This is a genomic window from Herbaspirillum sp. UBA812 (genome assembly GCF_002296545.1).
Lineage (GTDB): Bacteria > Pseudomonadota > Gammaproteobacteria > Burkholderiales > Burkholderiaceae_D > Herbaspirillum > Herbaspirillum huttiense.
In genome coordinates this window covers 1-14797 of record NZ_DBIC01000277.1, presented here as the reverse complement: position 1 = coordinate 14797, position 14797 = coordinate 1, and the positions used below count along the sequence as shown (strand labels likewise).

Sequence of the window (14797 nt, the reverse complement as noted above, 5' to 3'; positions counted from 1 at the left end):
CCGGCAGGCGCACGTCGGTCACCAGTACGCCGGGGAAATCCCGGGTCAGTAGCGGCAGGGCCTCTTCGGCACTGGCGCAGGCGGTCACCGTAAAACCTTCCAGCTCCAGGGCTTGGGCAGTGGCGCGGCGCACGGCCTGTTCATCTTCGATCAGCAAGGCGCTGGGGGCAGCGGCGGGGTTATCCATCAGATTCATTCTCCGTCTTCAACAGCGGCAGGCGCACCACGAATTCCGCGCCGCCCTGTTCATGATTATGTGCGCTCAACTGGCCATTCATGGCCTGGACGATGGACGAGGAAATCGCCAGCCCCAGTCCCAACCCCTTGCTCGACGACTTGGTCGTGAAGAAAGGCTCGAACAGGTGCGGCACTACCTCATCGGCGATGCCGGCACCGGAATCGCGGATGCGCAGCACGGCCTGCTGGCGCTCTGCGTCGACCTCCAGGATCACGCAGACGCACCTGCGGGGCACTTCTTCCACCGCATCGAGGGCATTGCGCAAGAGATTGACGATGACCTGCTCGGTGCGCACGGCGTCGCCGGTCACATGCACGGCCAGCGGCATGGCGATGTGCGTCTCGACCTCTTGCTTCTCGAAGTCGCTGGACAGCAGCCGTAGCGATGCCTCCACCGCGTGGCGCAAGTCGACCGCCGCCACGGCTTGCCCGCTCTTGCGTGCAAAACCCTTCAGTTGGCCGATGATCTTGCCCATGCTGGCACTGGCGTGGCTGATGTGTTCCAGGTTCTCGGCCACCTGTGCGGTCTGGCCGCGTGCCAGAAACTTCACCGAGTTGTCGGCGAAGGCGCGGATGGCGGCCAGCGGCTGGTTCAGTTCATGCGTCATGCCGGCGGCCATCTGGCCCAGCATGGCCAGTTTGCCAGCCTGCACCAGTTCGTCCTGGGTGGTGCGCAACAGGCTCTCGGTCTGCTGCAGCTTGGCGTACTTGGCGGCGATGGCCTGGTTGGCCGCAGTCAGTTCCTGGGTGCGCTGGGCGATCTTCTGGTCCAGTTCCTCGGCGGCGCGGCGCAAGGCATTGCGCGAGGCCAGCCGCTCCTGCAGTCGACGCCGGTGCTGGTACCAGGCCAGCAGCGAGATGGCCAGCGCTACCATGAAGAGCGCGGCCGCCATCACCGAGAGCATGGCCGAACGCTGCATGCGCGCCTGCGAGGGGAACAGCATCAGCTGCCACCCCAGCCGTCCTACAGGCCGCGACACGTGGGTACCGAAGCCACGCTGCAAGGCCGGCGGCAAGGTCGAGACCGGCGTGATGGGCAGGTCCGCATACTGATGGGTGCCTTCCAGCTCGCGCTGCACCGGCGCGCTCAGGGCTTGCAGGCTGTGGTACTTCCATTCGGGCCGGTTGCTGAGGAACACCACGCCGCCGGCATCGGTGAGCGTGATCGGATCGCTGCTGCTGCGCCAGGTATGTTCGAACTCGGCCAGGTCGACCTTGACCACCATCACCCCGATGGGCAGGTCGCCCTCGGCCTGGTCCTGGCGGCGATAGATGGGCTGGGCGATGAAATAGCCCGGTTCGCTGGAGATGTTGCCGATGCCGTAGAAGCGCCCCGCCCTGCCCAGGATGGCTTCGCGGAAGTAAGGACGAAAACCGAAGTCGCGGCCGACGTAACTGAATTCTTCATCCCAGTTGCTGGAAGCCAGCGTCACCCCCTGGCGGTTGAGCATGAAGATATTGACCGCACGCGACTGCTGCTGGATGGTCTTGAACGCGCGATTGAGCCGATCCACCGACAGCGCATCCTCGGGATGCTGCAAGACCTGCCGCACATCCGACTGGAAGCCCAGGGCAAAGGGCAAAGCTTCATATTTCTGCAGGATCGATTCCAGGTCCAGCGCGGCGATCTGCAATTGCGCGGCGGCCTGGTTCTGCTGATCGCTCTCGGCCCGCCCGAGCGCGATGCGATAGGTCAGCCCGCAGACAAGCAAGGTGGCCGCCAGGAACAGGGTCAGGATCAGCAGGTTTCGTCGCGCGCGCATGAAGGATAGGGTCAAAAGCAGCGCGGCGCCCCGCAGGGCGCCGCGTTGGAGGCGTCATGATAACGCGCCGCGCGCCGCCGCAGGCAGCCGCGCGCGGGCCAGGACCGATCAGGCCGGCTTGTGCAGCTTGCCGGCAGCGGCATCGGCCTCGCCGTGCTCATCGTCCGGGTTCATGGCGACATCACCCTTGAGGTGGCCGTCACGTTGCGGGTCCGGCATGCGCAGGCTGATGATCAGCGCCACCAGGCACAGTGCGCTCACGTACCAGTAGAAGGCCGATTCCACGCCCGCCGACTTCAGCGACAGCGCCACGAATTCAGCCGAACCGCCGAAGATGGCGTTACCGACCGCATACGACAGGCCCACACCCAGCGCACGCACTTCAGGCGGGAACATCTCGGCCTTGATCAGGCCGCTGATGGAGGTGTAGAAGCTGACGATGGTCAGGGCCAGGATGGCCAGCGCCATGGCCACGCCGGGGCTGGAGACGTCCTTGAGGAAATGCAGGATCGGGAAGGTGCCGACCATGCCGAAGAAGGCGAAGCACAGCATGGAGTTGCGGCGGCCGATCTTGTCGGAGATGGCACCGAAGATCGGTTGCAGGATCATGTAGACGAACAGCGCGCCGGTCATGACGCCGTTGGCGACCTTGGGGTCCATGCCGGCGGTGTTGACCAGGTACTTCTGCATGTAGGTGGTGAAGGTATAGAACATCAGCGAGCCGCCGGCGGTGAAGCCCACCACGTTCAGGAAGGCGCGCTTGTGCTGCAGCAAGCCCTTGAGGGTACCGGCGTCCTTCTTCTTGCGGGCACCGGCCGAGGAGGTCTCGGCCAGCGAGCTGCGCAGGTACATCGCCACCAGCGCACCGACCGCGCCCAGAACGAAGGGAATACGCCAGCCCCAGGCCATCAGCTCGGTCTTGGTCAGCCACTGCTGCATGGCGAACAGCACCAGCACTGCCAGCAACTGGCCGCCGATCAGGGTCACGTACTGGAAGGAGGCGAAGAAGCCGCGGCGGCCATTGGGCGCCACTTCGCTCATGTAGGTGGCCGAGGTGCCATATTCACCGCCCACCGACAGGCCCTGGAACAGGCGCGCCAGCAGTAGCAACGCCGGTGCCCAGGCACCGATGGTGGCGTAGGTCGGCAGCACGGCCACGGCCAGCGAGCCGCCGCACATCATCAACACCGAAATCAGCATGGAGGTCTTGCGGCCGTGCTTGTCGGCGATGCGGCCGAACAGCCAGCCGCCGATGGGACGCATCAGGAAACCGGCGGCAAACACGCCCGCTGTGTTCAACAACTGGCTGGTGGCGTCACCCTTGGGGAAGAAGGCCGGCGCGAAGTAGATCGCACAGAAGGAATAGACATAGAAGTCGAACCATTCCACCAGGTTGCCGGAGGAGGCGCCGAGGATGGCGAAGATGCGCTTGCGGTATTCAGCGGCGCTCAAGGGCGTGCTGGCGGTGCTGGGCGCGCTGCTTTGCGGGGTGACACTCATGGAGATCTCCTGTTATGGCCACAGGCCTGTCCGATGGACGCGACGTGCGGCGGGTCATCTTGCTTTGATAGAACCGGAACAAGGCATAACGCAGAGGCCAGCGGGACCAGGCGCGTGAAGACGATGCATGAGCGCATCAGGTGTCTGTCTCCGTGTTTGCTTTTTTGTTTTGATGTTCATATTGCAGGCTTCGTGCCAGCACGAAAAGCTGGGCAAGGTGATCGCAAGCCATTGATTACAATAGGTTTTATTAAAATCCATCAAAAAGAACCCGCCAAGCCGGTGCGGATTCCCGGAATGCTGCTGCGCGGCATGTCCGGGAATCCAGCCAGGCGCGCAATGAAAAGCGGCGCATGTCTTTCGACATGCGCCGCTTTCAAGGTCTTGCGGTCTTTACGGTCTTGCGATCCGACCGAGGCTGCGATCAGCGTTCGGACAAGGCATCCATGACGCACAAGGCCGTCATGTTGATGATGCGACGTACCGTTGCCGACGGGGTCAGGATATGAACCGGCTTGGCGCAACCCAGCAGGATCGGGCCAATCGCCACACCATTGCCCGATGCGGTCTTGAGCAGGTTGTAGGCGATGTTGGCGGCGTCGATGTTGGGCATGACCAGCAGGTTGGCGTCACCCTTCAACGGCGAATCCGGGATCACCGCATTCAAGAGCTTGGAATCGAGCGCGGTATCGCCGTGCATTTCGCCATCGACTTCCAGGTCCGGCGCGATCTCGCGCAGGATCGCCAGGGCGTCGCGCATCTTGCGGGCCGATTCGCTGTTGCTGGAACCGAAGTTCGAATGCGACAGCAGTGCAGCACGCGGATGCAGGCCGAAACGACGCATTTCCTCGGCGGCCAGCATGGTGATCTCGGCCAGCTCGCGGGCGTTGGGGTTTTCGTTGACGTGGGTGTCCACCATCACCAGCTGGCGATTGGGCAGGATCACCGCATTCATCGCAGCATAAACGTTCACGCCTTCGCGCTTGCCCAGCACCTGGTCGATGTAGTGCAGGTGCAGCTGGGTGGTGCCGTAGGTGCCGCAGATCATGCCGTCGGCATCGCCCTTGTGGATGGCCATGGAGCCGATCAGGGTATGGCGGCGGCGCATTTCCAGCTTGGCGTACTGCTCGGTGACGCCCTTGCGGCGCGACATCTCCAGGAAGCTCTGCCAGTAATCGCGGTAGCGGTTGTCGAAGTTGGGGTTGATGACCTCGAAGTCGGTGCCCGGGCGCAGACGCAGGCCGAACTTCTTGATGCGCTGTTCCAGCACTTCCGGACGGCCCACCAGGATAGGCTTGGCAAGGTTTTCATCGACGATCACCTGCACCGCACGCAGCACGCGCTCTTCTTCGCCTTCGGCGTAGACGATGCGCTTCTTGGCCTCGGCAGCCTTCTTGGCGACCTGGAAGATCGGGCGCATGAAGGTACCGCTGTGGTAGACGAACTGTTCCAGCTTCTCGATGTAGGCATCCATGTCCTGGATCGGACGGGCCGCCACGCCGGAGCTTTCGGCAGCACGCGCCACGGCCGGCGCGATCTTGATCATCAGGCGCGGGTCGAAGGGCTTGGGAATGATGTATTCCGGGCCGAAGGACAGGTTGGCGATGCCATAGGTCGAGGCCACGATATCGGACTGCTCGGCCTGGGCCAGCTCGGCGATGGCGTGGACGGTGGCGATCTCCATCTCGCGGGTGATGGTGGTGGCACCCGAATCGAGCGCACCGCGGAAGATGTAGGGGAAGCACAGCACGTTGTTGACCTGGTTCGGATAATCCGAACGGCCGGTGGCGATGATGGCGTCGTCACGCACGGCCATCACTTCTTCCGGCAGGATTTCCGGAGTCGGGTTGGCCAGCGCCAGCACCAGCGGACGGGCGGCCATCTGCTTGACCATCTCAGGCTTCAACACGCCGGCGGCGGACAGGCCCAGGAAGATGTCAGCATCCGGGATCACTTCGGCCAGGGTGCGGGCGTCGGTTTCGCGGGCGAAACGTTCCTTGTCCGGGTCCATCAGTTCCTTGCGGCCCTTGTAGACCACGCCGGCCAGGTCGGTGACGAAGATGTTTTCGATCGGGAAGCCGAGGTCGACGATCAGGTCCAGGCAGGCGAGCGCCGCCGCGCCCGCGCCGGAGACCACCAGCTTGACGTTCTTGATGTCCTTGTTGACGACCTTCAGGCCGTTCAGGATGGCGGCGCCGACGATGATGGCGGTACCGTGCTGGTCATCGTGGAAGACCGGGATCTTCATCTTCTCGCGCAGCTTGCGCTCGATGTAGAAGCACTCCGGCGCCTTGATGTCTTCCAGATTGATGCCGCCGAAGGTCGGCTCCAGGGCCGCGATGACGTCGATCAGCTTGTCCGGGTCGGTTTCATTGATTTCGATGTCGAAGACGTCGATGCCGGCGAACTTCTTGAACAGCACGCCCTTGCCTTCCATGACCGGCTTGGACGCCAGCGCACCGATGTTGCCCAGACCCAGCACGGCGGTACCGTTGGTGATCACGGCCACCAGGTTGCCACGGGCGGTGTAGCGGAAGGCGTTGAGCGGGTCGGCGACGATTTCTTCGCAGGCCGCCGCCACGCCCGGAGAATACGCGAGGGAGAGATCACGCTGGTTGGTCAGCAGCTTGGTGGGCGTGACCGCGATCTTGCCCGGGGTCGGAAACTCATGGTAATCCAGCGCTGCCTGACGAAGTTGCTGACGCACTTCTTCTTTCTTACTGATCATCGAATCCATACTCTGTATTCTCTAGTTGACTTGCGAAGGGGGTCGATTCTAGCAGAGGTCGGCCCTCAATCATAGGCCGCCGGGCTCATGCTGCTCCGCGCAAAGCCTTTTCCGGACTGGCTTTGCGGCCTGTCACCCCAACCCCGTGATGACCGCGAACATGGCCTTTCCGGAGCCAGATGACGACCAGTTGTCGCCTGATGTGCGCAGTTGCGCGCAGCTTGATTTCCCGTACGAGAGGCTGACACTGCCCTTGACTATCCGGTATTGGGGAAAACCCCTATCCCTTCCACATCCCCTCTCGCGCCCTGCCGAGAAGCCGCATCCAGGCAATTTGCGCTGCATCGCAACATGCGTCGTCGCCGGGATATTGTGCGCCTGAAGCCGTGACGGATTGGTTACAATCGCGCCATGCTTTCCGAATTCGAACTCATCGCGCGCTATTTCAGCCGCCCACCCGCCCCCGACAGCCGCACGGCCCTGGGCGTGGGGGACGACTGTGCGCTGATGACACCGGCCCCGGGCATGCAGCTGGCCATTTCCAGCGACATGCTGGTGGCGGGCCGCCACTTCTTCCCTGATGCCGATCCCCTGCTGCTGGGCCACAAGTGCCTGGCCGTCAATCTCTCCGACCTGGCCGCCATGGGCGCACAGCCGATTGCCTTCGCGCTGGCCCTGGCCTTGCCGGAAGCCCGCGCCGACTGGCTGGCACCGTTCTCGCAGGGCATGCTGGCACTGGCCGATGTCCACGGCTGCGAGCTGATCGGCGGCGACACCACCAAGGGGCCGCTGACCATCAGCATCACGGTCTTCGGCGAAGTGCCGCCGTTACAGGCGCTGCGCCGCGATGCTGCCCGTGCGGGCGATGACATCTGGGTCTCCGGCACGCTGGGCGATGCCCGCCTGGCGCTGGCCGGCTACCGCCAGGAATTCGACATCAACAGCGAAGCACTGCAGCTGGCTGCCCCGCGCATGCATGCGCCTACCCCGCGCGTGGCGCTGGGACTGGCCCTGCGCGGCATTGCCCATGCCGCCATCGACATCTCCGATGGCCTGGCGGGCGACCTCGGCCACATCCTCGATCGTTCCCATGTAGGGGCTACGCTGGACGTGGATGCCCTGCCGCCCGGCCCGGCCTTGCAGCAGCGCGACCTGCACCTGCGCCGCCGCTTTACCTTGTCCGGTGGCGACGATTACGAACTTTGCTTCACTGCCCCGGCGCGCCAGCGCGAGGCGGTCCTGAAGGCGGCCCAGTCCGCCGGCACCGCCGTCACCCGCATCGGCCAGATCGATGCGCAGGCCGGTCTGCGGCTGCTGGATGCCGCCGGTGAGCCGTTGCAAGATACGCCGGATTCCTTCGATCATTTCCGTTCATGAACCAAGCTTCTTCGCCCTTCCCGCCGCCGCCTTCGGCCTCTCCCCGCAAACGCAAGCCGACCCCGCACTTCATGCTGGCGCATCCGGCGCACTGGATCGCCCAGGGCTTCGGCAGCGGCCTCTCGCCCATCATGCCGGGCACGGCCGGAACGCTCTTCGCATGGCTGTCCTACGTGGTGCTGTCGACACGCTGGCCGCACGTCTTCACCGCGGCCAACTGGCTGGTGATCATTGCGGCCGGGTTCATCATCGGCATCTGGGCCTGCCATCGCACCGGGCAGGCGCTCAATTCGCCCGATGACGGCAGCATGGTGTGGGATGAGATCATCGCCTTCTGGCTGGTGCTGGTGCTGGTGATGCCGGCCAGCCTGAAGACGCAGTTCGCGGCTTTTGTGGTGTTCCGCTTCTTCGACATGGTCAAGCCGCCCCCGATCGCCTGGTTCGACCGCCGCTTCAAGGGCGGTTTCGGCGTGATGTGGGATGACATCGTGGCGGCCTTCTATACGCTGCTGGTGTTTGCGTTCTGGCGCACTTATTGGTAACGGGAAGTGAACAATCGGACCTTGTCCGATACAACATTTCCGGACATCGGAGTATGCTAGTTCACGCACTTCGTTGATCAACCGACCGCAGCGCGCCCGCCACCCGGCGCAGACTGCGGCACAGCCGAGGATGACACTCATGGACAGCACCCTGGACCTGGCGACCCGCGTCGGCCACACCCTCAAAGCCAAAGGCCTGCTCCTGGCCACTGCAGAATCCTGTACCGGTGGCGGCATCGCCCACGCCATCACTGAAATCGCCGGATCCTCGGAATGGTTCGATTGCGGTTTCGTGACCTATTCGAACGCCTCCAAGAACGAATTGCTGGATATTTCCGAAGCCCTGATAGCCCAGCATGGCGCAGTCAGCGAGGAAATCGCCGGCGCCATGGCCGAAGGGGCGGTCGCCAACAGCAGTTCGGACGTGGCCGTCTCCACCACCGGCATTGCCGGCCCCGGCGGTGCGGTACCGGGCAAGCCGGTCGGCACCGTCTGCTTCGGCTGGCGCGTGGGCGACAAGACCTATACCGAACGCCTGGTCTTCAAGGGCGACCGCCAGCAGGTACGGGCCCAGACCGTGGAACATTCGCTCAAGGGCTTGCTGAAGCTTCTGGCAGATTGAAGCGGCGAACATGAAGAAAAAGGCGGCGCTCCCATGGAGTCGCCGCCTTTTTCTTCATCTCTGCTTGCGCGGTTCAGCGGAAGCGGTTGATCTCGTCACGCGTCTGGATGGCCACCCGGCGCGCCGCAGCGGCGAAATCTTCGCCGGCTTCCGGCTTGGCGTAGAGGATGGCACGTGAAGAATTGATCATCATGCCCGTACCCGAGGCCGTCTTGCCGGAGGTAACCGTCGCTTGCACGTCGCCCCCCTGGGCACCCACGCCCGGCACCAGCAGCGGCATGTCGCCGATGATGGCGCGCACCTGCGCCAGTTCGTGCGGGAAGGTGGCGCCAACCACCAGGCCGCACTGGCCGTTGGTATTCCACTTCTCGGCCACCAGGCGCGCCACGTGCTGGTACAGCGGCTTGCCATCGACTTCCAGGAATTGCAGGTCGGAACCACCGGCGTTGGAGGTGCGGCACAGCACGATCACGCCGCGATCCTTCCATTCCAGATAGGGCGAGACCGAGTCCCAGCCCATGTAGGGGCTGACCGTGACGACGTCGGCGTCATAGCGCTCGAAGGCTTCGCGGGCATACTGCTCGGCGGTGGCGCCAATGTCGCCGCGCTTGGCATCGAGCACCAGCGGGATCTCGGGGTAGTTGCTGCGCAGGTAGGCGCAGATGCGCTCCAGTTGCTCTTCCGCGCCGAGGGCAGCGAAATAGGCAATCTGCGGCTTGAAGGCACAGGCGGCTTCGGCGGTGGCATCGATGATGGCGCGGCAGAATTCGAAGATCGCGTCCGGCTTGCCCTGCAGCTCGGCGGGGAATTTCTTGAGGTCGGGGTCCAGGCCGACGCACAGCAGGGAATTGCGCGAAGTCCACGCAGCGTTGAGTTTCTCGATGAATGTCACGGTGATGCCTTTAACTGAAAGATGCGCTATTGTAGCGCGCCGGCCTGTCCAGACTTCGATTTTTGACTGATGTTCAGGGTTTTTCACGGAACATCGGGCACTTCAGCAGGTTTGCATGGTCTCATGCGCTCCCTTTGCTTCACTTTTGCTACGAGGAAAACAACATGAAAAAACTCTTCGCCTGGCTGGCCATTGCCATGACGGCTCTCACCCTCTCCGGCTGCGGCTACAACGAATTCCAGGCCAAGGATGAAGCCACCAAGGCGGCCTGGGGCGAAGTGGTCAACCAGTACCAGCGCCGCGCCGACCTGATCCCGAACCTGGTCAACACCGTCAAGGGCTATGCCTCGCACGAGAAAGACACCCTGGAAGCCGTCACCCGCGCCCGTGCAGCGGCCACCAGCTTCCAGATCACCCCGGAAGTGCTCAACGATCCCAAGGCCTTCGCCAAATTCCAGGAAGTACAGGGGCAACTGTCTTCGGCGCTGTCGCGCCTGATGGCAGTCTCCGAGAACTACCCGCAGTTGAAGGCCGACACCAGCTTCCGTGACCTGCAATCCCAGCTGGAAGGCACCGAAAACCGCATCACCGTAGCCCGCCAGCGCTATATTGCCGCTGTGAAGGATTACAACATCCTGGCGCGCAGCTTCCCCACCAACATCACGGCCAAGCTGTTCAGCTATGAAGTCAAACCCTCGTTCACGGTAGAAAACGAAAAAGCCATCTCGACCGCGCCCGCGGTCAACTTCGGCAAGTAAGCACAGGAGCCCCGATTGGCCATGCGCAAGCTGCTCCTGACCTGCTGGCTGCTGGCGTGGATCGCGCTGGCCGCCCCGGCCCGTGCCGATGACGGCCTGGTGCCGGTGCCGCCGCTGTCGGCCCACGTGATCGACCAGGTCCACCTGCTGCAGCCGCAGCAGCGCCAGGCCCTTGAAGGCGTGCTGGCCGAGATCGAACAGCGTACCGGCAGCCAGATCGGCGTACTGCTGATGTCCTCCACCGCGCCCGAAGCCATCGAGCAATACAGCATCCGCGTGGCCGACGCCTGGAAGCTGGGCCGCAAGGGCGTGGATGATGGCGTGATCCTGATCGTCGCCAAGGACAATCCCAAGTCCCTGCGCCGCCTGCGCATCGAAGCCGGGCGTGGCGTACAGGGCAGCCTCACCGATGCGCAATCCAAGCGCATTCTCGAAGACGTGATCGCCCCGCACTTCCGCCAGAACGATTTTTATGGCGGCCTGGCGGCAGGCGTGACGGCCATCACCACTTTGCTGGAACAGGAAAAGCTGCCACCGGCCAAGCGTTCGTCCAGTGCGGTGCAGACTGATGATGGCGGTGGATGGATCACGCTGATGGTGATCGGGCTGTTCCTGGTGGTGTTCTTCACGGTCTTGCTCAAGTCGCGCCGCAGCAGCCGCAATGTCCTCAACAGCAATGACTGGGGACGCGGCGGCAGCACGACCGCCGGCGTCATCATCGGCAGCCTGGTCGACGAGGCCTTGCGCCAGGCCAGTTCCGGACGGGGCGGTTCGCGTTCGGGTGGCGGCGGCTTCGGTGGTGGATTTGGCGGATCATCCGGTGGCGGCTTCTCCGGCGGTGGCGGCACATTCGATGGCGGCGGTGCCTCGGGAGACTGGTGACATGGCGCACAACAATGCATCTCCTTCCCTGTTTGCCCGCCTGCTGCGCCACTTGCGCATGACGCGTGCGGCGGCACGGCGCATCTTTCCCTCTTCCACCCTCAAGGCGATCCAGGCCAGCATCGGCGAAGGTGAGCGGCAGCATCGCGCGCAAGTGCGCGTGATCGTCGAAGCCGCGCTCACGCTGGGCGCAGTGCGGCGCGGCGAAAGCGCGCGGCAGCGCGCGCATGAGCTGTTTTCGCATTACCGCATCTGGGATACCGAAGAAAACTGCGGCGTGCTGGTCTATCTCAACCTGGCCGACCGCAAGGTCGAGATCGTGGCTGATCGCGGCATCAACGCCCGCGTCACGCGGGAGCAATGGCAGCAGGTGTGCAAGCAGATGACTGCCGGATATGCCGCCGGCCAATACGAGGCCAGCACACTGCAGGCACTCGCCAGCCTGCACGCCATCCTGGCGAAGGTCTTGCCGCGCGACCCTGGGGGCCGCGACGAGCTGCACAACGAACTCTCGGACAAACCCTTGCTACTTTGATGCCATGAAAATACTGTTCTGGCTGGTGGCGCTTGCCGCACTGTTGCTGCTCCTGCGCATGATCATGCGCCGCGTGATGCCCCGGCCGCAGCCGCCCGTGCATTATCGCGCTCCCTCCTATTACAGCAAGACACGCTATAGCTCACCGGGTGTTCCTGCAAGCAACGGCGCTGGCTGGGCCGGCGACGTCAGCAGCTCCGGCAGTGGCTCTGACGGAGCAAGCGGGGGCGACTGCGGCGGCGGGGACGGAGGGGGTGATGGCGGAGGCGGCGGCTGCGATTGAAGCCGCCCGTTCTTCATCTCAACCGTTTTCGTAGACCCACTGCAACAAGGCATCCTGCGCCTGCTGCCCATTCGGCGCGGCAGCGTGATTGATCAGGAACACCACCACATAGGTCTTGCCCGAGGCGGCCTGCACATAGCCCGCAATCGAACGCACGTCATTGAGCGTGCCGGTCTTGATGTGCGCCTGCCCCGCCACGCTCTGCGTCTTCAGGCGACGGCGCATGGTACCGTCGTAACCGACCAGCGGCAGCGAGGACACGAACTCCGGCATCAACGGCGAACGATAGGCCTGCACCAGCACGCTGGCCAGCAGCGCCGGCGTGACGCGCTCCACGCGCGAAAGACCGGCACCGTTCTCGATGGCCAGGCCATTGGTATCGATGCCCTTGTCATTGAGCCAGCCGCGCACCGCGCGCGCGGCATTGACGGTGTCTCCGGGCTGGCCGGTCATCTCCGCCCCCAGCGTCAGCAGCACCTGGCGCGCCATCACGTTGTTGCTGTACTTGTTGATGTCGCGGATGACTTCCGGCAACGGCGGCGACTGCACTTCCACCATCAACCGCGCCGAAGGCGTGACCTGACCGTTGACCACACGCCCGGCAAAACTGCCGCCGAGGTCGGCCCACATCTGTACAAAACTCGCGCCTACATACTGCACATTGTTCATGCGATACGGATGGACATACCACACGCGCGGCCCGCAGTCGGCGCTGTAGCTGCCGGTGAAACTGACGGCGTTGGGGTCGTTGTTCATCTTCAGCTTGCCCTGCCAGTCGCCGCAGGGCTCCTGCGACAAGCGTGGCGGCGTGACGGTGATGCCGGCCATCGGTGGATCCATGCTCACGCTGACCACGCCACTGGCGGCATCCGGCTCAAAACGGAAAGCCTGGGTGCGGTAATTCATCAGCAGGGCATCGGGACCGGCGTTGTAAGGCTTCTGCGGATCGCCATCGAACTGCGAGGGGTCATAGCTGGACTCCGCAAAATACGTACGATCCAGCACCAGGTTGCCGCGAATGTCCTTGATGCCGCGTGCGCGCAGCTGGCGCAGGAACAGCCAGAAATTCTCCAGCACCAGCTTGGGATCGCCCCCGCCCTTGAGGATCAGGTCGCCATTGAGCACGCCCCCGGCAAGCGTGCCATCGATGTAGGCCTGGGTCTTCCAGGTGTAGGTCGGCCCGAGGATTTCGAGCGCGGCATCCGTGGTCACCAGCTTCATCACGGAGGCCGGATTGAACGGCTGCCCGGTATTGTTGGCCGCCAGCATGCGCTTGCCGTTGTCGGCATCGACCACCACGACGCCGGTATTCTGCTGCGGAATATGGGCCACGCGCAGCGCCCCCACCACCGACGGCGGCAGGCCCTGTGCATGGACGACGGGGACGGCGCTGCTGGCCAGCAGCGCCAGCCACAACGAAGAAAGACCAAGCCGGGGAGACTTCACGAGACGGGGGAAGCGGAACATGATGAAGACGGAAATGAGGAGCAGGCATTATAAAGGGATGCATGACCGGCCGTCGGTGCAGCAGGCGGCGATGACGACATCGGCGCGTCACCTTGCCATGCGACACTAGAGTCTGTTCTCATCCTGCGTGAAAGGCGCGATGAAAGATGCGATGTGAACGGCCCGGCCTGACACTGACCAATGCCCGGCGGAAACGGTTCCCCCGTGTGCGCAAGATCATGGTCAAGGCAAGCGCAGAGCGGGCTTGCGAACAGCCGCCACATGGCGTTACGCTGCGTGACTGATAATCATCGCTTGCATGTAATCGTGCGTACCAGAAACTCCGGCGACCGCTGGCCCGGCTGACATCACCCGCGGACCAGACGAAAGAAAAACATGAACATGTCCTCCCCCTCCAATCCCGATTGCCCCACCCCGCGACCGCCCGCCGCACGCCTGCTGGCCTTGCTGCTGGACGTGCTCAATCCGCTTGCCCTGCTGCGCCAGCGTCCCGCGCGTTCCGGCGAGGCGAGCCAGGCGGCGCTGGCCGGCAAGGGCGTGCGCTTCGTGCAGCGCATCTACCGTCTGCGGGTGATTGGCCTTGGCGTGGGATTTTTCTGCGTCGCCGCCGGCTTCCTGCAACACCCCGTGCCATGGCCGCTGTGGCTGTTGCTGGGCGTGCATGGCTACCTGTGGCCGCATCTGGCGCGCCAGTGGGCCCTCAGGTCGGTGATCCCGTATCGCGCCGAGCGGCGCAACCTGGTCATCGACGCCGCCTTTGGCGGCTTCTGGATTGCAGCATTGCACGGCAACCTGGTGCCCAGTGCGGTCATCATCTCGATGCTGTCGATGGACAATATTGCCGCCGGCGGACTGCGCCTGTTCATGCGCGGCCTGTATGCCAGCCTGGTGGCTGGCGTGCTGGGCTGGTGGCTGCTGGGCGCGCATTTCCAGCCGCAGTCGGACCTGACGACCATCCTCGCCTGCCTGCCGATGATGATGCTCTATCCGCTGGCGCTGGGGCAGTCGACCTATCTGATGTCGAAGAAGCTGGCCGATCGCTCACGCCAGTTCGAGATTGTCAGCCAGCTCGATGGACTCACACTGCTGTTCAATCGCCGCTACTGGGAGAGTCTGCTGCTGGGCGAATTCGAACGCCTGCACCGCCAGAGCTCCGCGCAGCACCAGACCTTCCTGCTGTTGCTGGACCTAGACCACTTCAAGAGCATCAA

General features: G+C 63.8%; 13 protein-coding genes. 7 read left to right on the top strand and 6 right to left on the bottom strand.

Features of this window, described 5'->3' with window-relative positions; translation table 11 throughout:
- From B3873_RS19210 to B3873_RS19195, 4 genes are all read right to left on the bottom strand, one after another.
- Positions 1-187, bottom strand: a 187-nt coding sequence (locus B3873_RS19210; RefSeq protein ID WP_286868284.1) for a response regulator, incomplete at its 3' end; no start/stop codon positions are given.
- Positions 180-2000 carry a sensor histidine kinase gene (locus B3873_RS19205; RefSeq protein WP_286868282.1) on the bottom strand — a complete coding sequence of 607 codons (1821 nt, stop codon included), beginning with the start codon at positions 1998-2000 and terminating at the stop codon, positions 180-182. The genes B3873_RS19205 and B3873_RS19210, both read right to left, overlap by 8 nt.
- Before the next feature lie 108 nt (positions 2001-2108).
- Positions 2109-3500 (bottom strand): MFS family transporter, encoded by a 1392-nt coding sequence (locus B3873_RS19200; protein WP_286868279.1) that lies wholly within the window; start codon positions 3498-3500, stop codon positions 2109-2111.
- A gap of 424 nt (positions 3501-3924) precedes the next feature.
- A complete protein-coding gene (locus B3873_RS19195; RefSeq protein ID WP_039784545.1) occupies positions 3925-6237 on the bottom strand; it encodes an NADP-dependent malic enzyme in 2313 nt (770 codons plus the stop codon).
- Between the two features lie 402 nt (positions 6238-6639).
- On the opposite strand from B3873_RS19195, the gene thiL reads away from it, so the two are divergent.
- The 3 genes from thiL (at position 6640) to B3873_RS19180 (ending at position 8769) form a co-directional block, all read left to right on the top strand.
- Positions 6640-7605, top strand: coding sequence for a thiamine-phosphate kinase (thiL, locus tag B3873_RS19190; RefSeq protein WP_286868275.1), 966 nt, complete (start codon positions 6640-6642; stop codon positions 7603-7605).
- On the top strand, positions 7602-8147 hold the full coding sequence (locus B3873_RS19185) for a phosphatidylglycerophosphatase A family protein (RefSeq protein WP_286868272.1): 546 nt from the start codon (positions 7602-7604) through the stop codon (positions 8145-8147). The genes thiL and B3873_RS19185 overlap by 4 nt, the downstream gene beginning before the upstream one ends.
- A 139-nt stretch (positions 8148-8286) precedes the next feature.
- Positions 8287-8769 carry a CinA family protein gene (locus B3873_RS19180; protein WP_088754874.1) on the top strand — a complete coding sequence of 161 codons (483 nt, stop codon included), beginning with the start codon at positions 8287-8289 and terminating at the stop codon, positions 8767-8769.
- A gap of 73 nt (positions 8770-8842) precedes the next feature.
- Here the strand turns inward: B3873_RS19180 and pyrF are convergent, their stop codons facing one another.
- Complete coding sequence (pyrF, locus tag B3873_RS19175) at positions 8843-9661, bottom strand: orotidine-5'-phosphate decarboxylase (RefSeq protein ID WP_134223034.1); 819 nt, start codon at positions 9659-9661, stop codon at positions 8843-8845.
- Between the two features lie 164 nt (positions 9662-9825).
- Here pyrF and B3873_RS19170 point away from each other — a divergent pair, with 164 nt between their 5' ends.
- From B3873_RS19170 to B3873_RS19160, 3 genes are read left to right on the top strand one after another with little or no spacing between them, the layout of a single operon-like run.
- The gene (locus B3873_RS19170; protein WP_039784541.1) at positions 9826-10419 is read left to right on the top strand and encodes a LemA family protein; all 594 of its coding nucleotides are present in this window, start codon (positions 9826-9828) and stop codon (positions 10417-10419) included.
- A 21-nt stretch (positions 10420-10440) separates the two neighbouring features.
- Positions 10441-11301, top strand: coding sequence for a TPM domain-containing protein (locus tag B3873_RS19165; RefSeq protein ID WP_286868267.1), 861 nt, complete (start codon positions 10441-10443; stop codon positions 11299-11301).
- A gap of 1 nt (position 11302) precedes the next feature.
- Positions 11303-11836: a TPM domain-containing protein gene (locus B3873_RS19160; protein ID WP_286868264.1), complete on the top strand. Its 534-nt coding sequence runs from the start codon at positions 11303-11305 to the stop codon at positions 11834-11836.
- A gap of 301 nt (positions 11837-12137) precedes the next feature.
- Here the strand turns inward: B3873_RS19160 and dacB are convergent, their stop codons facing one another.
- Positions 12138-13586, bottom strand: coding sequence for a D-alanyl-D-alanine carboxypeptidase/D-alanyl-D-alanine endopeptidase (dacB, locus tag B3873_RS19155; RefSeq protein ID WP_286868261.1), 1449 nt, complete (start codon positions 13584-13586; stop codon positions 12138-12140).
- 375 nt (positions 13587-13961) lie between these two features.
- Here dacB and B3873_RS19150 point away from each other — a divergent pair.
- Positions 13962-14797: MASE2 domain-containing protein (locus tag B3873_RS19150; protein ID WP_286868259.1), on the top strand; the 836-nt coding region annotated here is incomplete at its 3' end.